The 22,615-nt window shown below is 74.0% G+C and carries 24 protein-coding genes; 11 read left to right on the forward strand and 13 right to left on the reverse strand.

The window, feature by feature from the left end:
- Positions 1 to 26: 26 nt before the first annotated feature.
- Positions 27 to 1,253: an MFS transporter gene (locus RKE38_RS07800; RefSeq protein WP_316006875.1), complete on the reverse strand. Its 1,227-nt coding sequence runs from the start codon at positions 1,251 to 1,253 to the stop codon at positions 27 to 29.
- Positions 1,254 to 1,493: 240 nt separating this feature from the next.
- Between RKE38_RS07800 and RKE38_RS07805 the strand changes: the two genes are divergently transcribed.
- Positions 1,494 to 1,943, forward strand: coding sequence for a MarR family winged helix-turn-helix transcriptional regulator (locus tag RKE38_RS07805; RefSeq protein ID WP_316006876.1), 450 nt, complete (start codon positions 1,494 to 1,496; stop codon positions 1,941 to 1,943).
- A gap of 125 nt (positions 1,944 to 2,068) precedes the next feature.
- Here RKE38_RS07805 and RKE38_RS07810 read toward each other — a convergent pair whose 3' ends face one another.
- Positions 2,069 to 2,983, reverse strand: a complete 915-nt coding sequence (locus RKE38_RS07810) for a peptidase inhibitor family I36 protein (protein ID WP_316006877.1) — start codon at positions 2,981 to 2,983, stop codon at positions 2,069 to 2,071.
- Positions 2,984 to 3,216: 233 nt separating this feature from the next.
- Here RKE38_RS07810 and RKE38_RS07815 point away from each other — a divergent pair, with 233 nt between their 5' ends.
- Positions 3,217 to 3,705 carry a cupin domain-containing protein gene (locus tag RKE38_RS07815; RefSeq protein ID WP_316006878.1) on the forward strand — a complete coding sequence of 163 codons (489 nt, stop codon included), beginning with the start codon at positions 3,217 to 3,219 and terminating at the stop codon, positions 3,703 to 3,705.
- A 36-nt stretch (positions 3,706 to 3,741) separates the two neighbouring features.
- On the opposite strand, the gene RKE38_RS07820 is transcribed toward RKE38_RS07815, so the two are convergent.
- Positions 3,742 to 5,265 (reverse strand): helix-turn-helix domain-containing protein, encoded by a 1,524-nt coding sequence (locus RKE38_RS07820; protein WP_316006879.1) that lies wholly within the window; start codon positions 5,263 to 5,265, stop codon positions 3,742 to 3,744.
- Between the two features lie 103 nt (positions 5,266 to 5,368).
- Between RKE38_RS07820 and RKE38_RS07825 the strand changes: the two genes are divergently transcribed.
- The 4 genes from RKE38_RS07825 (at position 5,369) to RKE38_RS07840 (ending at position 9,674) form a co-directional block, all read left to right on the forward strand.
- Positions 5,369 to 6,646, forward strand: coding sequence for an FAD-dependent oxidoreductase (locus tag RKE38_RS07825; RefSeq protein ID WP_316006880.1), 1,278 nt, complete (start codon positions 5,369 to 5,371; stop codon positions 6,644 to 6,646).
- A gap of 180 nt (positions 6,647 to 6,826) precedes the next feature.
- Positions 6,827 to 7,129, forward strand: a complete 303-nt coding sequence (locus RKE38_RS07830; RefSeq protein ID WP_316006881.1) for a metal-sensitive transcriptional regulator — start codon at positions 6,827 to 6,829, stop codon at positions 7,127 to 7,129.
- Positions 7,130 to 7,173: 44 nt separating this feature from the next.
- Entirely contained in the window at positions 7,174 to 7,392 is a 219-nt protein-coding gene (locus RKE38_RS07835; RefSeq protein ID WP_310151819.1) for a heavy-metal-associated domain-containing protein, read from the forward strand.
- A gap of 59 nt (positions 7,393 to 7,451) precedes the next feature.
- Positions 7,452 to 9,674, forward strand: coding sequence for a heavy metal translocating P-type ATPase (locus RKE38_RS07840; RefSeq protein WP_316007613.1), 2,223 nt, complete (start codon positions 7,452 to 7,454; stop codon positions 9,672 to 9,674).
- A gap of 132 nt (positions 9,675 to 9,806) precedes the next feature.
- On the opposite strand, the gene RKE38_RS07845 is transcribed toward RKE38_RS07840, so the two are convergent.
- The 3 genes from RKE38_RS07845 to RKE38_RS07855 all read right to left on the reverse strand — a co-directional run bounded on the left by RKE38_RS07845 (position 9,807) and on the right by RKE38_RS07855 (position 11,883).
- Positions 9,807 to 10,202, reverse strand: coding sequence for a TraR/DksA family transcriptional regulator (locus tag RKE38_RS07845; protein ID WP_316006882.1), 396 nt, complete (start codon positions 10,200 to 10,202; stop codon positions 9,807 to 9,809).
- Positions 10,203 to 10,211: 9 nt separating this feature from the next.
- Complete coding sequence (locus RKE38_RS07850) at positions 10,212 to 11,324, reverse strand: lysylphosphatidylglycerol synthase domain-containing protein (RefSeq protein ID WP_316006883.1); 1,113 nt, start codon at positions 11,322 to 11,324, stop codon at positions 10,212 to 10,214.
- Positions 11,325 to 11,505: 181 nt separating this feature from the next.
- On the reverse strand, positions 11,506 to 11,883 hold the full coding sequence (locus RKE38_RS07855; protein WP_316006884.1) for a UBP-type zinc finger domain-containing protein: 378 nt from the start codon (positions 11,881 to 11,883) through the stop codon (positions 11,506 to 11,508).
- A gap of 69 nt (positions 11,884 to 11,952) precedes the next feature.
- Here RKE38_RS07855 and RKE38_RS07860 point away from each other — a divergent pair, with 69 nt between their 5' ends.
- The gene (locus RKE38_RS07860) at positions 11,953 to 12,450 is read left to right on the forward strand and encodes a DUF427 domain-containing protein (protein ID WP_316006885.1); all 498 of its coding nucleotides are present in this window, start codon (positions 11,953 to 11,955) and stop codon (positions 12,448 to 12,450) included.
- A 12-nt stretch (positions 12,451 to 12,462) separates the two neighbouring features.
- Here RKE38_RS07860 and RKE38_RS07865 read toward each other — a convergent pair whose 3' ends face one another.
- Genes RKE38_RS07865 through RKE38_RS07875 form a run of 3 tightly spaced genes read right to left on the reverse strand, consistent with a single transcriptional unit; the run spans position 12,463 to position 14,854 of the window.
- Positions 12,463 to 13,377: a hypothetical protein gene (locus RKE38_RS07865; protein ID WP_316006886.1), complete on the reverse strand. Its 915-nt coding sequence runs from the start codon at positions 13,375 to 13,377 to the stop codon at positions 12,463 to 12,465.
- Complete coding sequence (locus RKE38_RS07870) at positions 13,370 to 14,368, reverse strand: amidohydrolase family protein (protein WP_316006887.1); 999 nt, start codon at positions 14,366 to 14,368, stop codon at positions 13,370 to 13,372. The genes RKE38_RS07865 and RKE38_RS07870 overlap by 8 nt, the downstream gene beginning before the upstream one ends.
- A 54-nt stretch (positions 14,369 to 14,422) precedes the next feature.
- Positions 14,423 to 14,854: an SRPBCC family protein gene (locus tag RKE38_RS07875; protein ID WP_316006888.1), complete on the reverse strand. Its 432-nt coding sequence runs from the start codon at positions 14,852 to 14,854 to the stop codon at positions 14,423 to 14,425.
- A 272-nt stretch (positions 14,855 to 15,126) separates the two neighbouring features.
- Here RKE38_RS07875 and RKE38_RS07880 point away from each other — a divergent pair, with 272 nt between their 5' ends.
- The 3 genes from RKE38_RS07880 to RKE38_RS07890 all read left to right on the forward strand — a co-directional run bounded on the left by RKE38_RS07880 (position 15,127) and on the right by RKE38_RS07890 (position 18,748).
- Positions 15,127 to 16,758 (forward strand): DHA2 family efflux MFS transporter permease subunit, encoded by a 1,632-nt coding sequence (locus RKE38_RS07880; RefSeq protein ID WP_316006889.1) that lies wholly within the window; start codon positions 15,127 to 15,129, stop codon positions 16,756 to 16,758.
- 68 nt (positions 16,759 to 16,826) lie between these two features.
- Positions 16,827 to 17,936 carry a phosphotransferase gene (locus RKE38_RS07885; RefSeq protein ID WP_316006890.1) on the forward strand — a complete coding sequence of 370 codons (1,110 nt, stop codon included), beginning with the start codon at positions 16,827 to 16,829 and terminating at the stop codon, positions 17,934 to 17,936.
- Positions 17,933 to 18,748, forward strand: coding sequence for an SDR family NAD(P)-dependent oxidoreductase (locus RKE38_RS07890; protein WP_316006891.1), 816 nt, complete (start codon positions 17,933 to 17,935; stop codon positions 18,746 to 18,748). Before RKE38_RS07885 ends, RKE38_RS07890 begins: the two co-directional genes overlap by 4 nt.
- Before the next feature lie 68 nt (positions 18,749 to 18,816).
- On the opposite strand, the gene RKE38_RS07895 is transcribed toward RKE38_RS07890, so the two are convergent.
- The 4 genes from RKE38_RS07895 to RKE38_RS07910 all read right to left on the reverse strand — a co-directional run bounded on the left by RKE38_RS07895 (position 18,817) and on the right by RKE38_RS07910 (position 21,309).
- Complete coding sequence (locus RKE38_RS07895) at positions 18,817 to 19,245, reverse strand: VOC family protein (RefSeq protein WP_316006892.1); 429 nt, start codon at positions 19,243 to 19,245, stop codon at positions 18,817 to 18,819.
- Between the two features lie 113 nt (positions 19,246 to 19,358).
- The gene (locus RKE38_RS07900; RefSeq protein ID WP_316006893.1) at positions 19,359 to 19,871 is read right to left on the reverse strand and encodes a 2'-5' RNA ligase family protein; all 513 of its coding nucleotides are present in this window, start codon (positions 19,869 to 19,871) and stop codon (positions 19,359 to 19,361) included.
- A gap of 14 nt (positions 19,872 to 19,885) precedes the next feature.
- Positions 19,886 to 20,833, reverse strand: a complete 948-nt coding sequence (locus tag RKE38_RS07905; protein WP_316006894.1) for a succinylglutamate desuccinylase/aspartoacylase family protein — start codon at positions 20,831 to 20,833, stop codon at positions 19,886 to 19,888.
- On the reverse strand, positions 20,833 to 21,309 hold the full coding sequence (locus tag RKE38_RS07910) for an ATP-dependent zinc protease (protein WP_316006895.1): 477 nt from the start codon (positions 21,307 to 21,309) through the stop codon (positions 20,833 to 20,835). The genes RKE38_RS07905 and RKE38_RS07910 overlap by 1 nt, the downstream gene beginning before the upstream one ends.
- Positions 21,310 to 21,335: 26 nt before the next feature.
- Between RKE38_RS07910 and RKE38_RS07915 the strand changes: the two genes are divergently transcribed.
- On the forward strand, positions 21,336 to 22,526 hold the full coding sequence (locus RKE38_RS07915; protein ID WP_310151868.1) for a RimK family alpha-L-glutamate ligase: 1,191 nt from the start codon (positions 21,336 to 21,338) through the stop codon (positions 22,524 to 22,526).
- Positions 22,527 to 22,615 lie beyond the last annotated feature (89 nt).

A 22,615-nucleotide genomic window follows, 5' to 3' on the forward strand; every position in this document is an offset into this window, starting at 1 on the left:
CCCGTGGAAGCGCCGGCTCGCCGGGGTCAGGCGGAAACGGTGTGCCGCTCCGTGGCCGCGTCGGCCGGGGCAGCGCTGCCGGTACCCGGCTCCGCGACCGCGCGGCGCGACCGACGGGCCAGCTGGTCCGCGACGACCAGCACCACGAGGGCGCCGAGGCTCAGGCCCGCCCCGTCCCACAACGTGGAGGCGTAGCCGAGGCCGGCCGAGATCGTCAGGCCGCCGAGCCACGCCCCCGCCGCGTTGCCCACGTTGAACGCCGCGATGTTGGCACCGCTGGCCAGGGTCGGTGCCGACCCGGCATACGCCATGATCCGCATCTGCAGCCCCGGCACGGTGGCGAAACCGAACGCGCCCATGAGGACGAGCGAGACGACGGCCAGGACGGGCGAGGAGGCGGTGAGCGCGAAGACCGCCATGACGACCGTGAGCGCGGCGAGGACCACGGCCAGGGTGACGGGGACGGAACGGTCCGCCGCCCGACCTCCGGCCCAGTTGCCGGCGAACAGGCCCACGCCGAAGAGGACGAGCAGCCACGGCACGGTCGTCGCGGCGAACCCGGAGACCGACGTCAGCGTGTAGGCGATGTAGGTGAACGCCCCGAACATGCCGCCGAAGCCGAGCACGGTGACGAGCAGGGACAGCCACACCTGGCCGGACCGGAACGCGCCGAGCTCCCCGCGCAGGCCCGCTGCGCCGCGCTCGGCCGGCTGCGACGGGACGAGGGTGGCCATGCCGGCGAGCGCGAGCACGCCGATGACCGTGATCGCCCAGAACGTCGAGCGCCAGCCGAGCTGCTGCCCGAGCAGCGTGCCGAGCGGGACGCCGAGGACGTTGGCGGTCGTGAGCCCGGCGAACATCATCGCGATGGCGCCGGCCTTCTTCTCCGGCGCGACCAGCGAGGCCGCGACGACCGAGCCGATGCCGAAGAAGGCGCCGTGGGTGAGGGCCGCGAGCACGCGACCGAGCAGCATGACCTCGTAGGTGGGCGCCACGGCGGAGACGAGGTTCCCGGCGATGAACAGCACCATGAGGGCGGTCAGGACGTGCTTGCGGTTGAAGCGGGTGACGGCGGCGGTGAGGCCGACCGCACCCACGGCGACGCTCAGTGCGTAGCCGGAGATGAGCCAGCCGGCGGCGGCCTCGTCGACGTGGAAGTCGGCGGCCACCTCGGGGAGCAGCCCGGCGATGACGAACTCGGTGAGTCCGATGCCGAAGCCCCCGATGGCGAGGGCGAGCAGGGCGAGGGGCATGACAGGGGTCCTCCAGGGTCGGGAGATGGGTCCGGGCGCGGCACGGAGCGCGCCCCGCGGCCGGCGCCGGTCCTCGTCGACCCACCGTGCCGCGTGCCGGTATGCCGCGTGTGCAACTACCGGCGTCGACAGCAAGATAGTTGCACACGCGCTATGTTGCAAAAGCGCGTTAGACTGGTGGCAACGACGACGCTGACGAACCGCGCCCCCGGCGCGGCGCACCACCCAGGAGGAGGAGCCATGGGCATCGCCGACGACGCGGTCGAGGTCCGCGCCCAGGGGTGGCGCACCCTGGCGGCGCTGCACGGGCTCCTCGAGGCGGCCCTCGAGCGCGAGCTCACCAGCGCCCACGACCTCTCCGTCGTCGAGTACACCGTGCTCGACGCCCTCTCCCGGCAGGACGGCTGGCACCTGCGCATGTCCCAGCTCGCCCGGGCCGCCGCCCTGTCGAGCTCGGCGACCACGCGCCTCGTGACGCGGCTCGAGGACCGCAAGCTGCTCAAGCGGATCCTGTGCGAGGACGACCGGCGCGGGATCTACACCGAGCTCACCCCGGCGGGTTCGCGACTGCTGGCCGCGGCTCGCCCGACCCACGACCGGGTGCTCGAGCAGGCGCTGGAGCAGGCGGTGCAGACGCCCGAGCTCGCCCCGCTCGTCGACGCCCTGCACCGCCTGCCCGCCCCGGCCTGACCCCCACCTCAGCCGCCCCCCACCGGCCGTTGTCCCCGGGTCCTTGAAGGGTTTCCCGCCCCCTGGGGTGGAGAACCCTTCAAGGACTGCCGGGTGGGGTGGCGTCGGTGGGGTGAGCCGGCGCCTCAGCTGACGCGGGCGTCCCGGTAGTAGTGCCGCAGGATGGTGGCGTAGCCGGCGCCGTTCCGCGCCAGGTCGGCCGAGCCGTACTGCGAGAGCCAGTTGCCGTCGACCCACGCGCCGCAGGCGGTCGTGGTGGAGCAGTAGTGCGCCTGCAGGACGTTGCCGCTGCGGCTGAGGCGGGACCCCCACGTGGCGTCGACCGCCGCGCTGGTCGCCGGGAGCGCCGATCCGGGCTTGTAGACCTGGTCGCCGGTGTCGTCCCGGACGTCGTAGCAGTGCCCGGCAGGGGTCTTCCGGGTCGAGTGCAGCGCCCAGTACCAGGCGTAGCTCTTGGTCGACATCGCGCCGGCCTTGAGCGACTCGCGCGGCCAGCTCGGGATCCACTCGTTCGGCAGGACGTTCTTGACGTAGGTCCTGAAGTCGACGCGGTCGACCCGGCCGAGCTTCACCCGGTAGACGAGGATCGTCGAGGGCAGGCGGGTCTCGGTGCCGTCGGTCCGGCAGCCGGTGGGGACGGTGCCCGAGCGCAGGAACTGGTGCGAGGCGTTCTCGTTCTTCAGCGCCGCGCGGAGGTTGGCCCTCGCCCCAGGCCTGATGTCCTGGTAGGCGCCGGCGAAGTTGCTGTTGTAGTAGACGCGGACCGTCTTGCCGGTGCGGTTCCAGACCGAGGCCGCGTGGTTCTTGACGCACAGCCCGCGACCGGCGCCTCGGCCCTTGAACTCGTAGCACGACGGCTGCGTGGCGCCGTAGTCGTCGACCGACCCGGTGAAGTCGGAGACCGACCCCTGCTCGTCGCTGTTGTAGTAGTAGCAGAACTCGCCGGTGGTGCAGCTGCCGTCGCGCGAGGCGGCCTGCGCCGGTGCGACCACCAACGCCGGCGCCGCGGCCGCGGCGAGCAGCCCCACCACCGTCAACACCTTGCCGAGCCTGCTTCTCGGCAGTCGCCGTGCCAGTCGTCCCATCGTATGCCCCTCCAGATCCGTTGTGCCCGTGTGGTTTCCGAGCCGACACTGGATCGGGTACCGGGCACCGGCAATGGGGAGGACTCCCCCGGAGCACGAGGGGAGGACTCCCCCGGGCCGTGCCGTCGCACCGGCGGGCCTCCTCAAAACCGCGTGACCCCTCCCGCCTCCGCGGGCACGATGGCGCCATGAGCTATCCCCCACCGATCTACGACGGCGAGACGGGCGAGGTGAGCGCGCGGGCGAGGCTGGCCGGCGGCGAGCCGGACCTGGTGTACCCCAACGGGAACCGCGTCCACTACCTCACGACCGGCCAGGGCAGCGGCGGCACCTACGGGCTCTACCGCTGGGAGTTCGCCGGCCCGCGCAGCGGTCCCGACGCCCACTTCCACCGGACCATCACCGAGTCGTTCTTCGTCCTCGAGGGCGAGGTCTCGATCTTCGACGGGAAGGCGTGGAACGCCATGCGCCCCGGCGACTTCGTGCACGTGCCCGCCGGCGGCCTGCACGGCTTCCGCAACGAGTCGGGCCCGGCGTCGATGCTGCTGCACTTCGCTCCGGGCGCGCCGAGGGAGGCCTACTTCGAGGGGCTCGCGCGGCTGGGTGCCGGGGAGACCATGACCGACGCCGAGCGTGACGAGTTCATGCGCTACCACGACAACCACTGGGTGGACTGACAGCGCACCTCGCCGACGGAAATCGCGGCCGCACGGCTAGGCCGTCGGCGCACCCTCCAGCGCCGCGAGCTGCAGGCGTACGGCCAGCCGCACGGCCGGGTCGTCGAGGTCGAGCCCGGCCAGGTCGGCGACCCGGTTCATCCGGTAGCGCATCGTGTTGGGGTGCACGTGGATCGCTCGGGCGGCCGCGCTCGGCGCACCGGGGTGGTCCAGCCAGGCCGCGAGGGTCCGCAGGTGGTCGGTGGCGTGCACCGCGTCGTGCTCCTGCAGCAGGCGCAGCGGACCCAGCGCCTCCTCGGGGAGGGCTGCCGCCGCGCGCGCGATGGTCACCTGCGCCCAGACGTCCTCGTGGCGCGCGACGGCCTCGGCAGACGGCGTGACCCGGTCCGCCTCCTGCGCCTCGCTGCGCGAGCGCTCCAGAGCGGCCGGCTGGTGGGCCGGCCGACCCGCCCGGACCACCAGGTCGAGCCCCTCGCGCCGCGCCCGCTCGACCACGGCGCACAGCCAGGGCCACGAGCCCGGCGCGGCGTCGTCGGTGTCGCGCACCACGGCATACACCCGGCCGTCGAGCTCGGCGATGAGCGGCGAGTTCCACGCCTGGCGCCGCAGCACCGACTCCCACACGTCGAGGGTGCGGCCGGCGTCACCCGCGGCCCCCAGGGCGGCGACCCGCCACGGCCCCGGCGGGAGCCACTCGTCGGCTCCCGCGGTGCTGCCGGACAGCACACCGCGGAGCCGGTCGGCGGCCACGCGCCGCGACAGGTCGCTCTGCGCCCGCAGGCGCAGCAGGTGGAGCGCGACAACGGCCGACGTCTGCACGAGCTCGGCCACGAGCGCCGCCGGTGGGCGCTGCTCGACGACGACCCAGATCGAGCCGAGCCACTCCCCGCCGGCGCGCACCGGGACCACGAGGCGCGGCTTGGTGCCACCGGACGCGGGCACGTACACCGGCTCGCTCGAGCGGGCGAGGCGCCGGAAGACTCCCTGGGCACGCAGGGTGGCCAGCACCTCGTCGGGGACACGTCGCCCGACGATCGTCGACACGCGGGCGGGGTCGGTGAGGTCCTGGCGGGAGGAGTACGCGAGCACGCGTGACTGGGCGTCCTCGATGGTGACGGGGGCGTCGACCAGGCCGGCCGCCGCGTCCGCGAGCGCGAACAGGTCGTCCTGCACGGGCGCGTCCTCGCGACGGCCGGGGCCGACCGCCGCACGGTCAAGGACTCCACGCAGGAGCCAGACGAGGTGCGCCCACGAGGCCTGGTCGGCCAGCTCGACGAGCGCGATGCCGTCCCGCCGCGCGCGGCTCCGCACGTCGCGGCGCCGGCCGAGGGACCGGCGCAGGACCACGCCGCCCGCGCCGGCCGCGGCCGCGTCGGCGACCACGGTGAGGGCACCCTGCGGGCCGTCGACGCCGACGCCGAGCACGAGGTCGCCGGGCTGGCCGACGACGCCGTGGGCCGGTTCGGCGATGGTGAGGTCGTCGACCTCGGCCCCCTCGTGCGGCACGGCGAGGGTGAGCAGGCCCGAGAGGGTGCCCACGAGGTCGGTCACGGCCAGCACGGACCCAGTGTCGGTCAGGTTGTGCTGCGGGCACAACTGGCTTGCTTGGATTCATGCTGCGGCACCAAGGCGGCGGCGTTGGCCTCCTGTCACGCTCGAGGACATGACCTCCTCCCCCGCCGTCACCGCTGCCGGTCTCCCCGCCCCCCGTCGTGTTGCCGTCGTCGGCGCCGGCATGGTGGGCCTGTCCACCGCCTGGTTCCTCCAGGAGCACGGCGTCGAGGTCGTCGTGCTCGACCGCGAGGGCGTGGCCGCCGGGTCGTCGTGGGGCAACGCCGGCTGGCTGACGCCGGGCATCGCGACGCCCCTGCCCGAGCCCGCGGTCCTCAAGTACGGCATCCGCGCCGTCCTGTCGCCGTCGTCGCCGGTCTACGTGCCGCCGAGCGCGAACCCGGACTTCCTGCGCTTCGTCACCGGCTTCACCCGGCACTCGACGATGAAGGCCTGGAAGAAGGCCATGGGCTCGCTCGTGCCGGTGAACGACCTGTCGCTGGAGAGCTTCGACCTGCTCAAGGCGGGCGGGGTGCAGGCCGACACGGTCGAGGCGAGGTCGTTCCTCGCGTCGTACCGCACCGAGGCCGAGCGCCGCACGCTGCTCGAGGAGATCGAGCACATCCACGCCGCGGGTCAGGCGATCGAGTTCGAGGCGCTCACGGGCGACCAGGCGCGGGCGATCGAGCCGAGCCTGTCCGACGAGATCGGCGCGGCGATCCTGCTCAAGGGCCAGCGGTTCATCAACCCCGGCGCCTACGTCCACGCCCTCGCCGACTCGGTGCGCGCCCGGGGCGGCAAGATCGTCGACGGCGCCACGGTGTCCGACATCCGCGACACCGGTCGCGGCGTCGCCGTCACCACCGCCGAGGGCGCGGTCGAGGAGTTCGACGCCGCCGTCCTCGCGACGGGCGCCTGGCTCGGGAAGCTGGCGCGGCAGTTCGGCGTCCGGAACGTCGTCCAGGCCGGCCGCGGCTACTCGTTCTCGGTCGCGATCGACCACGTCCCGAACGGCCCCGTCTACTTCCCCGCCCAGCGGGTCGCCTGCACGCCGATCGGCGACCGGCTGCGCGTCGCCGGGATGATGGAGTTCCGCAAGCCCGAGGCGGCCCTCGACCAGCGCCGCATCTCCGCCATCGCCGAGGCCGCCCGCCCGCTGCTGCGCGGCGCCGACCTCGACGCCCGCCAGGACGAGTGGGTGGGCTCGCGCCCCTGCACGGTCGACGGCCTGCCGCTCATCGGTGCCACCAAGAGCCCCCGGGTGTATGCCGCGGGTGGCCACGGCATGTGGGGGATCACCCTCGGCCCGGTCACCGGCCGCCTGCTCGCCCAGACCATGGTCACCGGCAAGCAGGTCGAGCAGCTCAAGCCCTTCAACCCCCTGCGCTGACCCTCCGCCGGGGCGCCCGCGCCCGGCATACACCGCACCGTCCCTCGCAAAACGGCAGTTGCGGACGTGAAACGGCAGTCCTGAAGACCCGTCTCATGTCAGCAACTGCCGTTTTGCTGTCTCCACCCGACCTGCCCCTCGCCCGGAAATACGGGCGGGGGGTATGATGTTGGCATGGCCATGAGCGAGACAGAGTCCCCGGTGCACGGGTACACCCCGATGAAGGACAGCCACCTCAAGCGGCTGCGTCGCATCGAGGGGCAGGTGCGCGGCCTGCAGCGGATGGTCGACGAGGACAAGTACTGCATCGACATCCTCACCCAGGTCGCCGCCGCCACCAAGGCGCTGCAGTCCTTCTCGCTCGAGCTGCTCGAGGAGCACCTCGAGCACTGCGTCGTCGACGCCGCCCGCAGCGGCGGCCCCGAGGCGCAGGAGAAGGTCCGCGAGGCCAGCGACGCGATCGCCCGCCTCGTCCGCTCCTGAGCCCGGACCTGACCACGACCGACCGAACCCCTGAGGAGAACCCCATGAGCACCCAGACCTTCGACGTCGTCGGCATGACCTGCGGCCACTGCGCGAGCGCCGTGACCGAGGAGCTCACCGCCCTCGACGGTGTCAGCGACGTCCAGGTCGACCTCGTGGCCGGCGGCACGTCCGCCGTGACCGTGCAGGCCGACCGCGAGCTCACCCCGGCCGAGGTGTCCGCCGCGCTCGACGAGGCGGGCAACTACAGCCTGGCGCAGTGACCACGACCGGGCCTGCGGGCACCACCGCCACCCGGGACGTCGAGCTCGTCATCGGGGGGATGACCTGCGCGTCCTGTGCCGCCCGGATCGAGAAGAAGCTCAACAAGCTCGAGGGCGTCACGGCGTCGGTCAACTACGCGACCGAGAAGGCCCGCGTGACGTTTCCCGACACCCTCACGCCCGCCGACCTCGTGCAGACGGTCGAGCAGACCGGCTACACCGCGCAGGTCCCCGCACCCCGGGAGCCCGCAGCGACCGCCGCCGGGTCCGGGGAGGACGAGGCCGACACCGCGCTGCAGGCCCTGCGCCACCGGTTCCTCGTCTCGGCCGCCCTCGCCGCCCCGGTCATCGTCCTCGCGATGGTGCCGGCGTGGCAGTTCCGCTACTGGCAGTGGGCCTCCCTCGTCCTTGCCGCACCCGTCGTCGTGTGGGGCGGCTGGCAGTTCCACCGCGCCGCCTGGACCAACCTGCGGCACGGGCAGTCGACCATGGACACGCTCGTGTCGGTCGGCACGCTCGCCGCGCTCGGGTGGTCGCTGTACGCCCTCTTCCTCGGCACGGCCGGCGAACCGGGCATGGTCCACCCGTTCCGCCTCACCCTCGAGCGCACCGACGGTGCGGGCAACATCTACCTCGAGGCGGCGGCGGGCGTGACCGCGTTCCTCCTCGCCGGCCGGTATGCCGAGGCGCGGGCCAAGCGCGCGTCCGGCGCCGCGCTGCGTGCGCTGCTCGAGATGGGCGCCAAGGAGGTCAGCGTCCTGCGGGGCGAGGGTGACTCGGCCCGTGAGGAGCGCGTGCCGGTCTCCGAGCTGGCCGTCGGCACGCGGTTCGTCGTGCGGCCCGGTGAGAAGATCGCGACCGATGGTGAGGTCGAGCAGGGCACCAGCGCCGTCGACGCCTCGATGGTGACGGGTGAGTCCGTGCCGGTCGAGGTCGGCCCGGGCGACGCCGTCATCGGCGCGACCGTGAACGCCGGCGGACGCCTGGTCGTGCGGGCCACCCGCGTCGGGGCGGACACCCAGCTCGCGCAGATGGCACAGCTCGTCGAGGACGCCCAGAACGGCAAGGCCCAGGTGCAGCGGCTGGCCGACCGGGTGTCGGCCGTGTTCGTGCCGGTCGTGATCGTGCTGGCCGTCGCCACGCTCGGCTTCTGGGCCGGCGCGGGGGCCGGGTGGACGGCTGCGTTCACCGCGTCGGTCGCCGTCCTCATCGTCGCCTGTCCCTGCGCCCTCGGCCTGGCCACCCCGACCGCGCTCATGGTGGGGACCGGGCGCGGCGCGCAGCTGGGGCTCATCATCCGCGGGCCCGAGGTGCTCGAGTCCACCCGCCGCGTCGACACCGTCGTGCTCGACAAGACGGGCACCGTGACCACGGGCCGGATGACGGTGCAGGACGTCGTGCCCGCGCCCGGGGAGGACGCGGCCGAGGTGCTGCGGCTGGCCGGGGCGGTCGAGGCGGCCTCCGAGCACCCGGTGGCCGCGGCCATCACGGCGCGCGCCGCCGAGGCCTCCGAGGCCGGCGACCTGCCGCCGGTGGCGGACTTCGCCTCGACCGCGGGCCTCGGCGTCCAGGGCGTGGTCGAGGGCCGGGCGCTCGTCGTCGGACGCCCGCAGCTGATGGCCGACTGGTCGGTGACCGTGCCCGAGGAGCTCGCGGCCGCGCTCGACACCGCGCGGGGTCGCGGCGCGACCGCCGTCGTCGTCGCGTGGGACGGCCGGGCTCGCGGCGTCGTCGCGGTCGCCGACACGGTCAAGGACACCTCGGCCGAGGCCGTCCGCCGGCTGCGGGACCTCGGGCTGCGCCCTGTCCTGCTGACCGGCGACCACGAGGCCGCGGCCCACGAGGTCGCCCAGGCCGTGGGCATCGACGAGGTCGTCGCCGACGTCCTGCCGCAGGACAAGGTCGACGTGGTGCGGCGCCTGCAGGACGAGGGCCGGGTCGTCGCGATGGTCGGCGACGGCGTCAACGACGCGGCTGCCCTGGCCCAGGCCGACCTCGGGCTCGCGATGGGCACCGGGAGCGACGTCGCCATCGAGGCCAGCGACCTGACACTCGTGCGGGGCGACCTGCGCGCGGCGCCGGACGCGATCCGGCTGGCGCGACGCACCCTGGGCACGATCCGCGGCAACCTGTTCTGGGCGTTCGCCTACAACGTGGCTGCGATCCCCTTGGCGGCGTCGGGGCTGCTGAGCCCGATGATCGCCGGCGCCGCGATGGCACTGTCGTCGGTGTTCGTCGTGACGAACAGCCTGCGGCTGCGCGGCTTCCAGCCCACCCGCTGACCCGGGCTCCCCTCGCCGTCGCGACCGCTGCGGCCGACCCCTCCCGGCGGGTTCGGGGGTGCAGACGTGGCGTATCCGTCACCCCTGCACCCCCAAACCCGGGCCGAGGCCGGGGCAGGGCCGACCACGCCGTCAGACGGCGCAGGCCACGTGGGTCGTCGCCGTCGGCCGGGCCTCGAGCCGCTCGGGCGGGATGGGTCGCCCGCACACGGTGCACACGCCGTAGCTCCCGTCCTCGACCCGGCGCAGCGCCGCCGCGACCTCCTCGAGGTGGGCCAGCGCGTGCCGGGCGAGGGCGTCGACCTGGGCCCGCTCGAAGGCGATCGTCGCGCCCTCCGGGTCGTGCTCGTCGTCGGCGTTCGACCCCTCCGACGCCGCGACCATCGCGGCGACGTCGGCCTCGCGGTCCGCGAGCGCCGCGAGCGTCCGCTCCCGCTCCTGCCCGAGCCGGGTCCGGGCCCACGCCAGCAGCTCGGCGTGCGACCCCTCCGGGGTGAGGTCGTCCTGCGGTGTCGGGTCGGGCGTCACCCGACGAGCCTAGGCAGGCAGTGCCGGGACGGGGCGACGCCGCAGCGACCAGGCGAGCATCGACAGCCCGCCCACCGGGATCTCCGCACCGAAGACGAACCCGCGGTACAGCAGCACCCCGGCAGCGGCGAGCGCCGGCTGCACCCCGAACGCCACGAGCACCCCCACCATCCCGAGCTCCACGATCCCCGACGCCCCGGGCGTGATCGCGGCCATCGTCAGGATCCGCTCCACCGCGAACGCCGCGGCCACGACCGCCGGGTGCACGTCGGCGCCGATCATCCGCAGCCCGGCCCAGAGCAGCAGCGCCTGCAGCGCGGCATACGCGAGCTTGGCGCCGACCATCCGGCCCCAGCCGGCGGCGACCAGGCCGGCGCTCTCGCGGCGGAACGACGCGGCCCGCTCGGCATACCCCTCCTCGGCGCGGGGCAGGAACCGCACCCGCGCCACGACCCGGTCGGCGCACCGGCCGAGCCAGCGCACCGCTCGGTCGTCGCGGGCGACGAGCCACACCACGAGGACGCTCGCGGTGAGCAGCCCGAGCCCCACGTATGCCGCGGTGCTGACGCTGCTCGACACCTCCACCCCGGCGACGCCGAGCCACAGGAGCGCGAGGCCGGGCAGGACGAACTTCAGCAGGGTGTCGACGAGGTTGGTGATGACGGCCCAGCGGCCGAACGCGGCGGTGGTGAACCCCCACGACCGGGCCATCCGCCAGTTGGCAACGGTGCCGGCGGCGCCGCCGAGCGGCAGCAGGTTGGAGACGAACGAGCCGGTGAGGTTGAGCAGCAGGGCACGGCGGTGCGACAGGCCCGGCATCGCCGCGGTGAGGGCCGGGGTCTGGGCCCACAACCCGGCGAGCCACACGACCGTGAGCACGGCGACCTGCAGCAGGCTGAGCCCGCCGAGGACGGCCGCGATCTGCGACCAGCCGGCGCCCGCCACCTTGGGCAGTGCGAGGGCGAGGATGCCCACCGCCAGGCCGCCGGACAGCAGCAGCTTGGCGGCCCTCCCCCCGCCGCGACCCCCCGGTACGCGGCGGGCGAGCCGGTGCCGTGCGGCCGGACGACGCAGGGCTGCGGTCGTCGCCGTCGACGGTCTCGGCTCGGTGTGGAGGGCCATGGCCCCACGGTGACGTCCGTGGGGGTCCCGGCGCATCCGGCTTTCTACCCATCTCGACCCCCATGCCGGACTAGTCCCCTCAGGGTCGACCCTGAGCCGCTGGAGGTGCGAGTAGGGGTTTGCCGGCTGGTGGCGCGGCCGACGTGGCGACCCGGCCGCGGCGGATGGGGCTTGCCGCGGCTCAGTGCAGGTGGTCGCGCCAGTCCGCGGGCACGGCCCCCGCCGGACCCGGGACGGGCTGGTCGACCGGGTGGCTCTGGGGGTCGGCGAGCCTCGGGCCGAGGAACCCCTGCCCGCTCGGGAAGTCCCAGAACCAGTCCTCGCCCGGCTCGAAGCTGGTGATGACCGGGTGGCCGGTCTCGCGGTGGTGGGCCGTCGCGTGCTGGGAGGGCGAGGTGTCACAGCACCCGATGTGGCCGCACTGGGCGCACCGGCGCAGGTGGACCCACCAGCCCCCCGCCTCGAGGCACTCGACGCACCCGGCGCCGCTCGGCGGGACGTCCGGGTCGATCCCCTCCCGGGACGTGTCGGCCTGCTGCTCGCTGGTCGGGTCTGGCATCGGACCACCTCCGGACCCCACCGTAGGACGCAACCGGCGCGATCGCCCGCGACGACCTACCGTGGCGCCATGCGCCGCCCCACGCCGCTGCCCCCGGGACCGGGGCAGAAGTCCGTCTGGGACTACCCCCGCCCGCCGCGCGTCGAGCCCAGCAGCCAGCACGTCGAGGTGTGGCTGGGAGGCGTCCGGGTGGCCGACACGACCCGCTCCTGGCGGGTCCTGGAGACCAGCCACCCGCCGACGTACTACCTGCCCGCCGACGCGTTCGCCCCCGGCGCGCTGCGACCCGCCGAGGGCTCGTCGTGGTGCGAGTGGAAGGGCCGCGCGGCCTACCTCGACCTCGTGGCCGGCGACGTCGTGGCGGCCCGTGCCGTGTGGACCTACCCCGAGCCCACCCGCGGGTTCGAGGTCCTGGCAGGGACGTATGCCGTGATGCCGGGCCTCGTCGACCGCTGCGTCGTCGACGGGGAGACGGTGCGTCCGCAGGAGGGCGGCTTCTACGGCGGCTGGGTCACCGACGCGGTGGTCGGCCCGTTCAAGGGCGGTCCCGGCACCCACGGCTGGTGACGCGCGGCTGGCTCAGTCGGGTTCGCCGAGCGCCTTGCGCGCCTCGTCCCGCGCCGCCTGGGCCTGCTTGCGGTCGCGGACGGCGTCGGTGACCGCCTCCAGCGCGCGCTCGTCGGCCTCCCGGGCCTTGGCCAGCTGCCGCTCGACCACGGCGAGCCGCTCGCGGGTCTCCTCGGCGCGCTCCCGGGCGGCGGCGACCGCGCGCTCGGCGTCGGCCAGCCGGCGCTCCGCCTCGGCCAGCTCGGCCTCACGCTCTGCGCGCCGCTCGGCCACCTCGTCGCCGGCCGGCTCGTGCCCGGGCTCGTCGCCGACCGGCTCGTCCCCAGCCTCGTCGCCGGCTGCCTTCCCGCCACCTCCGGATCGACCCGCCGGCCCCGGCCCCCGGCCCCCGGGCACCACCGTGAGGATCGCGCCGCCGGTGGTCCGCGCCAGGGCCTCGGCAAGGTCGACCTCGCCGAACCCGCTGTAGGACAGCGAGCGCGTCAGCTGCCCCGACGTCACGGCAGCAGACGCCTGCTCGTCGGCGAGCGCCGCGATCGCGGTCGCCCGCACCTCCTGCTGCGCGGCCGGGCTGAGGGACCGGCCCGCGTCGGAGACCGCCCGCGTCGCAGCCCGCACGTACACCTCGACGGTGGCGTCCCGCTCCTTGCGCATGCCGGTCAGCGCGGCCGCGTCGAGCCGCGACTGGGCCGACCGCATCCGCTCCCCCAGGTCTACGAGGTCGGCCACGACGTCCTCGGCCTCCCGGGCCGTGAGGTTCACCGCCCACGCGGCGAGGCTCGGCTTGCGCAGCCTGCCGATCTCGGTCGCCGCCTCCTTGTCCGAGGCCGCCTTCGCGTCGGCGACCAGGCGCGAACGGGTCGCCATGAACTCGTCCGGCTCCACGGCATACAGGTCCTGCATGGCCTCGGCGACGCGGTCAGCCACCGCGCACCTCCGACCCGGTCCCCTCCGATGCCGCCCCCGATCCGGCCACCCCCGCGGAGTCCCCTTCGTCCAAGCCCAGGAGGCGGGCACCGTTGTGCCACAGCACCTTCCGCAGCCAGTCGTCACCGAGGCCGAGCCGGTGCAGCGCCTCGAGCTGGTGGGCGTAGGGGTAGGGGATGTTGGGGAAGTCCGAGCCCAGGACGACCCGGTCGGCCAGGCCGGCCAGCCGCTCGACGTACGCCGGCGGCATGGGCGCGAAGGCGTTCGCGTAGTCGGTGCCGGCCATGGTCGTGTCGAGGTGCACGCGCGGGTACCGCTCGGCGAGGTCGGCGAACGCGTCGTACTCGCCCATGCCGAGGTGGGCGATGACCAGCACGAGCTCGGGGAACCGCTCGAGCACCGCCGCGACCGGCCGCGGACCCGTGTGCTCACCGTCCTTGGGTGCGGAGCCGGCGTGCAGGACGACCGGCACCCCGGCCGCCTCGAGGGCCGCCCAGCCGGGGTCGAGCAGCGGGTCGTCGGGGGCGTAGCGGCCGACCTGCACGTGCATCTTGAACAGCCGCGCACCGTCGGCCAGCGCCCGCTCGACGAGGTCGCCGACCCCTGGCTCGGGGTAGAGCGTGGCGCTGTGGACGGCGTCGGGCACGCGGGCGGCGAAGTCGGCGCACCAGTCGTTGAGCCACTGCACCATGCCCGGCTTGTGCGGGTACGTCAGGGACGGGATCGCCCGCACCCCCAGCGCCCGCAGCGTCGCCAGCCGCGTGGGCTCGTCGTCGCGGTAGTGGATCGGCCACGGCTGCCCGTAGTGCTGCGCCGCCTCGTCGAAGTAGGCCCACACCCTGTCCAGCATCCGCTCGGGCAGGAAGTGCACGTGGATGTCGGCGAGCCCGGGGAGCCCGAGGCCGCGCCAGTATGCCGGGACCTCGGCGTCGGTCCGCGGCCCACCACCGGGCGCCGGGTCCGGCCGCGGGGCGGGTGGTGACGGGCGCACGGTGGCGACGCTACGGCATATCCGGGCCTGCGCCCACGGACACCGCGGCGGGCGCTACGGGGCGCCCAGCTCGCGCTGGATGCCCTCCACCGTCTCGTCGCCGAGCTTCTCGAAGACCCGCTGCATCAGCGGCTCGGCCAGCTTGGCGATCCCGTTGAACTCGATGTGCGCGTGGTAGGTCACCGTGCTGCCGGTCGGCGACGCCACCACGCGGATGTCGTCGGTCGAGGTGGCGGTCTTGTTCGTGCCGCGCAGGACGACGTGGTCGCTGTCCATCGTCACCAGCCGGTAGTCCAGCTCGGTCTCGCGCCCCAGCACCTTCGAGACGTTGCGCCACTGCGAGCCGACCTGCACGGGTCCGTCGTCGACGCGTTCGCAGCGCACCGTGCCGGGGTCCCAGGCCACGGCGTTGGAGAAGTCGGCGAGGTAGGCGACCACCTCGGCGGGCGGGCGGCTGACAGGGAAGGAGCGGACGACGTCGACCATGGGCACGACGCTAACCCGGCGGCGCCGCACCCGCCCGGTGACGCGGAGCGCGGCAGGGCGGGCGGGAGGTAGGCCCCGATCGGGAGGTCGGCCGGGTGAGCGGGGGGCCAGCCGTCCGGTAACCGGCCGTCCAAAAAGAGGGGGCGCACTGTCGGGGGCCGGTACTAGCCTCGGTCGAGGGGGGCGTCGCAGGGTCGCGCACCACTCAGCCACCGCCTCGCGGCTTCGCCGTGGGCACACGTCCGAACCTGTCACCGTCCGAAGAGGTACCCGTGTCTGCACCAGCCACGACTCCTGTGAAGTACCCCGAGAACATCGACGCGGCCGTCCTCAAGGTCGCCGGCGTGGTCGTCCTCGGGGCGATCATGTCGATCCTCGACATCACCGTCGTCAACGTCGCCCTGCGCACCTTCCAGACCGCGTTCGGCGGCGAGCCGCTGGCCTACTCCACCGTCGCGTGGACCGTCACCGGCTACACCCTCGCCCTCGCCACCGTCATCCCGATGTCGGGCTGGGCCGCCGACCGCTTCGGCACCAAGCGCCTGTACATGATGGCGATCCTGCTGTTCACCCTCGGCTCGGTGCTGTGCGCGACCGCGAGCTCGATCGGCATGCTCATCGGCTTCCGCGTCCTGCAGGGCCTCGGCGGCGGCATGCTCATGCCGCTCGGCATGACGATCATGACCCGCGCCGCCGGCCCGAAGCGGATGGGCCGCCTCATGGCGATCCTCGGCATCCCGATGCTGCTCGGCCCGATCTTCGGCCCGATCCTCGGCGGCTGGCTGATCGACCACTTCACGTGGCACTGGATCTTCCTGATCAACGCGCCGATCGGCCTCGTGGCCCTCGTCTACGCGTTCTTCGCCCTGCCCAAGGACAACCCGCAGCCCTCCGAGTCCTTCGACTTCGTCGGCATGCTCATGATGAGCCCGGGCCTGGCCCTGTTCCTGTACGGCGTCTCCTCGATCCCGGGCGAGGGCGGCATCGGCCACACCAAGGTCCTGCTGCCCGGCCTGGTCGGCCTCGCCCTGATGGTCGCGTTCGTCCTCTACAGCTTCAAGCCGAAGCACCCGCTGCTCGACCTGCGCCTGTTCAGCAACCGCAACCTCACGGTCTCGATCATCACGATGTTCATCTTCGCCGCGTCGTTCTTCGGCGGCCTGCTGCTGATCCCGCAGTTCCTGCAGCAGGTCCAGCACGAGACGCCGCTCACCGCGGGCTGGCTCGTAGCACCCCAGGGTGTCGGGGCCATGCTCACCATGCCGATCGCGGGCGCCCTCGCCGACCGCTTCCCGGTGGGCCGGATCGTCCCGGTCGGGCTCGTCCTCATCATCGGCGGCATGTTCACGCTCACCCAGATCGAGGCCGACTCCTCGCACTGGGGCTTCCTCATCCCCGTGCTGTTCGTCATGGGCCTGGGCATGGGCGGCACGATGATGCCGATCATGACGTCGGCGCTGAAGACGCTGACCCACCACGACGTCGCCCGCGGGTCCACCCTGCTCAACATCACCCAGCAGATCGCCAGCTCGGTCGGGGTCGCGACCTTCTCGGTCGTCCTGACCAACCAGATCAACAGCAGGCCGCTCGCGGCCCAGGGCGGCCAGTACCTCGAGGTCGCCGCCACGCAGGGCCCGCAGGCGGCACAGGCTGCCGCGGCGAAGCTCCCGCTCGTCGGGCAGTTCTTCGCCGCGCACGGGGGCAGTCCGGCGGCAGCGGCCCAGGCCCTGGCCGACGAGGTCGCCAAGCTCGCGGCCGAGGCGTACGCCAACACCTTCTGGGTGGCCGCCTCGCTCGTGAGCCTGTCGCTCGTCGCGGCACTCTTCCTGCCGCGCAAGCACGAGGAGTCGCACCTGCTCGACGACGCGGACGCCGAGGGCGCGCCGCCGGTGATGGTCCACTGACCCGCGACCTCCTGCGCCGGGTCCGCGAGGAGTTCGGCGTCGAGCTCGTCGGCGTCCACCCCGTCGGGGTGGGCGCCGACGCGCGCGCGGACCTGCTCCGTGGCGAGACGAGCGACGGCCGTGCGTATGCCGTCAAGACCAGCACCGGGCCGCAGCCGGGCATCGTGGTGGCGGGCCACCTGGCGAGGGCGGGCGTCCCCGGCGTCCCGGCACCGCTGCCCTCGCTCGAGGACGGGTGGGCGTCCGAGCGCGACGGCGTGCGGCTGAGCGTCGTGCCGTGGGTCTCGGACCGGCGTGGCCTCGACGTGGGGCTCGCACCGGGCCACTGGCGCTCGCTCGGCGCCCTGCTCTCCGCCCTGCACCGGGTGCCGGCCGACGCCCCCGGACTGCGCGGGCTGCCGACGGCCGGCCGGGACCCGGAGCCGCTCCTCGCACGACTGCACGCGCTCGACGACCGCCTGGCGACGTCGCGGGCACCGCGGCCCGGGGCAGGCGCGACTGCTGACGCAGGTACCGGGGCGGCCGCGAGCGTGGACGCACGCACCGGGACGGACGCACGCACCGGGGCGGGCGCTGGGCGCGGGGCAGGCGCTGGGCGCGGGGCGGACGCTGGGCGCGGGGCGGACGCTGGGCGCGGAGACGACGCGCACGTCGGCGAGCTGCTGCGGTTGTGGGCCGAGGGCGGGCGCGAGCGACTCCTCGCGGTCGGCGAGCTGGCCCGCAGGGCGGCGTCCGACCCGCACGCGTGGGCCGACGCGCCGTGGGTGGTGGCGCACACCGACCCGCACCCGGGCAACGTGCTCCTGGCCGGCGAGGGCGCCGACGACGGCGCCGACGGCGTCTGGCTGGTCGACTGGGACGACGCTGCGCGCGCGACCCCGGAGTGGGACCTCATGTTCGTGGTGGGGGGTGTGCTCGCGACGCCGACAGCGGCCGACCAGGCGGCGTTCGCCGAGGGCTACGGGCAGGTGCGGCTCGACCCGGTCCGGCTGCGGTACGCGCAGGCGACCCGGGCCCTGCACGACTTTCTCGACTTCGCGGACGACGTGCTGGCGACGGACCGGCTGCCGGACGCGGACCGCCGGTGGTCGGTCGAGGTCCTCGCCGGGCAACTGTCGCCCGACGGGCTCGTGGCGTTCGCCCTCGGCGAGCGCGGATCCGACAGACTCGGGCCATGACCTCCCCCGCGACGCCCGCCCTCGCCCGGTTCGCCGGCCGCACCGCCCTCGTGACCGGCGCCGCCCACGGCATCGGCCGCGCCGTCGCGACGCGCCTGCACGCGGAAGGGGCGAACGTCGCGCTCGCCGACCTCGACCCGGCCGCGGCGAAGGACGCCGCCGCCACCCTCGGCGACCGAGCCGTGGCCGTGGAGTGCGACGTCACCGACGCGGAGGCACTGGAGCGCGCGGTGACCGCCGTCGTGGAGCAGTTCGGCGCGCTCGACGTGCTGGTGTGCAACGTAGGGGTCGCCACCGGCGAGGGGTTCGACGCGCTGGACGACGCGGCGTGGACGTTCCAGCTCGAGCCGACCCTGCACGGCACGGTGCGGACCATCCAGGCCGCCCTGCCCCAGCTGCTCACCTCCGCGTGGGGCGGGGCCGTGGTCATGACCGGGTCGGTGAACGGGCTCGCCGCCTTCGGCAACGTCGGCTACTCGCTGGCCAAGGCGGCCCTGCCGAACCTGGCGCAGAACCTCGCGGTCGAGTACTCCGCCACCCGCGTGGGCGAGGGTCAGCGGCCGGTGCGGTTCAACGTCGTCGCGCCGGGCACGGTCCGCACCCGGGTCTGGGACGACCAGGACCCGGACGCGCTCGTCCCGCTCTACCCGATGGGCCGCGTCGGCGAGCCGGAGGACATCGCGGCGGCGGTCGCGTTCCTCGCCTCCGACGACGCCTCCTGGGTCACCGGCATCACGCTGCCGGTGGACGGCGGCATCCTGGCCGGTCCGGCGCTCGCGTTCCAGGAGCGCAACCGCGGCCCGGTCGACTGACGACCCTGTCCGCAGGCGGCCGGGGCCGGCAGGTCGGCCTGCGCCCAGTCGCCCCCCGGGCGCCCCGGTCAGCCCTGCGCGGCCGCGGGGGAGTGGTCGCCGGCGATGTTGACCATCCAGTCCACGCCGAACCGGTCGGTGCACATGCCGAACTCGTCGCCCCAGGGCTGCTTGTCCATGGGGACCGAGACGCTGCCGCCCTCGGACAGCTTGTCCCAGAAGCGGCGGAGCTCGTCGTCGTCCCCCGAGAGGCTGACCGAGATGCGGCTGCCCTCGCGGTACTCCATGCCGGGCGGGGTGTCGGCCACCATGAGCGTGAAGCCCTGGGGCGTCTCGAGCTGGCCGTGCATGATGCCGTCGGCGAAGGGCTGGTCGGCGTGCCCGAACTCGCCGAAGGTGCTCATCGTGAGGTCGCCGCCGAAGACCTCCTGGTAGAACGTGAGCGCATCGCGCGCGGTGTCCTTGAACCCGATGTAGGGGTTGAGCCGTGACGTCATCGTCGTCCTCCTGACGGTGGTGGGGTTGTCCTCCCGAGGCTAGGAGGCACCACCGACGACGGCGAGGGTCCGATGACGTAGACGGTCGCGCGAGCGGCCGGGGTCCCGGGCGGTCAGCCCACGAGCCAGGCCCGGCGGAGCTCCGGGTCCCAGCGCCGCACGGCCGTGGCGACGGCCGCGGACGGGATCGGCAACGACGCGGCATACGCGAGCGCAGCCGTGGCCACGTCGTCGGGCAGCCTGCGTGCCAGCGTGATGTGCGGTCGCCACGGCAGCTCGTCCACCATCCCCACGGTCTCGACGAGAGCCGAGCGCACGTGCCGGTGCAAGGCGTCGAGGGCTGCGTCCGGCGCCACCGGCAGGACGAGCGCCGGGCGCCGCTCCCCCAGCAGCGCCGGGCCGGTGAGCTCGAGCCGCATCGGCAGCCGAGCCGCGAGTGGCACCAGCGCCTGCTCCGCCGCCGCCGTCACGAGGGGCACCGCCGCGAGGGTCACGTGGGGCGCGTTCGTCGGGCCCTGGTGGTCTGCCTGGCTCGGCAGGCCGGCCTGCGCCAGTGCCGCCCACAGCCCGCGCACCGCCTCGTCCGTCACGGCGTCGAGCACGAGCTCGACGGACTGCAGCGGCACGGGCAGGTCCCGGCTCAGGCCGACGCGATGTGAACGAGCGCGTCGCCGCGGTTGACCAGCGGCGCCCGGCTGTGGCCGATGACGATGCCGTCGCGGTCGGCCCGCACCAGCCGCAGCGTCCGGCCGAACGAGTCCGAGAGGGCGCCGAGCCGCTCCCCCTGCGCGACCCGACGGCCGAGACCGACCTCGAGGTGCAGGATGCCGGTGGCGCGCGCGCGGACCCAGCCGCTCGTGCGGCAGGCGAGGCTCGGCTCCTCGGCGAGGTCCACGGGATCGGTCATGCCCAGGGCAGCCAGCACGCGGCGTACCCCCACGACCCCCGCGGTGATCGCCCACTCGTCGAACCGCCACGGCTCCCCGGCCTCGTAGAGCAGGACGGTCGCACCCATCTCCCGGGCGGCCGAGCGCAGCGAGCCGTCGCGCAGCTTGGCGTGCAGCATGACCGGCGCCCCGAACGCCTCGGCGAGCGCGACGGTCTTGGGGTCGTCGAGGTCGGCGCGCACCTGCGGCAGGTTGGTGCGCCCGTCGGAGCCGGTGTGCAGGTCGATGCCGACCTCGCAGGGCGCGACCACCTCGGTCATCATCAGGTGCGCGAGCCGCCCGGCCAGCGACCCGCGCGAGGAGCCGGGGAACGAGCGGTTGAGGTCGCGGCGGTCAGGCAGGTAGCGGTCGCCCGCCATGAAGCCGTGGACGTTGACGATGGGGACGGCGATGAGCGTGCCGCGCAGGGTCTTCGGGGACAGCCCGGCGAGCACGCGCCGCACGACCTCGACCCCGACGACCTCGTCGCCGTGGATGGCCGCGTTGACCCACACGGTCGGGCCGTCCTCGCGGCCGTGGATGACCTGCACCGGGAGGCTGAGCTCGGCGCCGGTGACCAGGCGCGTGATCGGCAGGCCGACGTCCTGCTTGCTGCCGGCGCGGACCCGCACCGGGCCGATCGCGAACGAGGGGCGGGCCATCAGCGACCCCGGTTCTGGCGCCGCACCGACAGCGGCGGGCGCCCACCGAGGTAGGACCGCGAGGAGTCGACGAGGAAGCCCTGGCGCAGCACCTCGCGGCCGACGAGCATCCGGAAGCCCATCGCGTCGCGGTTGGTGAGCGTGACCTCCGCGGTCACGGGCCGGCCGACCAGCGAGAGCTCGAGCTGCACGACCAACCGGTCCTCGAGGTGCCCCGACGAGCTGCGCACCGACCGGCGGTCGTGCACCGGGCGCTCGACCGTGACGGCGTCCTGGGGCGAGCGCTGCCACGGGTGCACGGAGAACCGCACCCAGTCCTCGCCGTCCCGGTCCTGCTCCTCGACGTCGAACGCGTGCAGGGCCGAGGTGCGCGCCCCGGTGTCGAGCTTGGCCTTGAGCCACGGGACACCAACTCCGGGCAGGCTCACCCACTCGCGCCACCCGACGGGGGTGCTTAGATGGTTCGGCTTCGACACCGGTCCATCTTGGCAGGGACGTCCCCGTGAAACTGGCAATCCTCTCGCGTGCCCCCCGCACGTACTCCACCCAGCGCCTGCGCACCGCGGCCCTCGACCGCGGCCACGACGTCAAGGTGCTCAACACGCTTCGCTTCGCGATCGACCTGTCCGGTCCCGAGCCGGACCTGCAGTTCCGTGGCCGGCCCCTGTCCGACTACGACGCTGTCGTCCCGCGCATCGGCAACTCGATCACGTACTTCGGCACCGCCGTCGTGCGCCAGTTCGAGCAGATGGACGTCTACACGCCCAACACCGCCAACGGGATCGCCAACTCCCGCGACAAGCTGCGCGCCACCCAGATCCTCTCGCGGCACAACATCGGTATGCCGGCCACGACGTTCGTGCGCAACCGCGCCGACGTGAACGCCGCCATCAACCGCGTGGGCGGGGCACCGGTCGTCATCAAGCTGCTCGAGGGGACCCAGGGCATCGGCGTCATCCTCGCCCCTGAGATCAAGGTCGCCGAGGCCATCATCGAGACGCTGCAGAGCACGCAGCAGAACGTGCTGATCCAGGCGTTCGTCACCGAGAGCCGCGGCCGCGACATCCGCGCCCTGGTCGTCGGCGACCGCGTGGTCGCGGCCATGCGGCGCACCGCGCAGGGCGGGGAGTTCCGGTCCAACGTGCACCGCGGCGGCACGGTCGAGGGCGTCGAGCTGACCCCGGAGTACGAGCAGACGGCGGTCCGGGCGGCCCAGATCATGGGGCTGCGGGTCGCGGGCGTGGACATGCTCGAGGGCAACGAGGGTCCGCTCGTCATGGAGGTCAACTCCTCGCCCGGGCTGCAGGGCATCGAGACCGCGACCAAGCTCGACGTCGCCGGCGCGATCATCGACTACGTCTCGAACCAGGTCGCCTTCCCCGAGATCGACGTCCGCCAGCGGCTCACGGTGTCGACGGGGTACGGCGTGGCCGAGCTCGTCGTGCACTCGGCGTCCGACCTCGTCGGTCAGCCGCTGCGCGACTCGGGCCTGACCGACCGTGACATCACGGTGCTGACGCTGCACCGGGGCACGCAGGTCGTCCCCAACCCCAAGCCCGGCCAGCTGCTCGAGGCCGAGGACCGGCTGCTGTGCTTCGGCAAGCTGGAGGAGATGCGCTCGATGATCCCCGAGCGGCGTCGCCGGCGGGCCAAGGTCCGCAAGCTGCCCAAGCAGCCCATCCACGAGGGCTGAGCCACCGGCACACCCGCACTCCGGGGTCTTTGAGCGGTACCGGCGGTGATGACCGCCGCGATCGCTCAAAGACCTCGCGCGTGGGTCGA

Source organism: Phycicoccus sp. M110.8, from assembly GCF_032464895.1.
Lineage (GTDB): Bacteria > Actinomycetota > Actinomycetes > Actinomycetales > Dermatophilaceae > Pedococcus.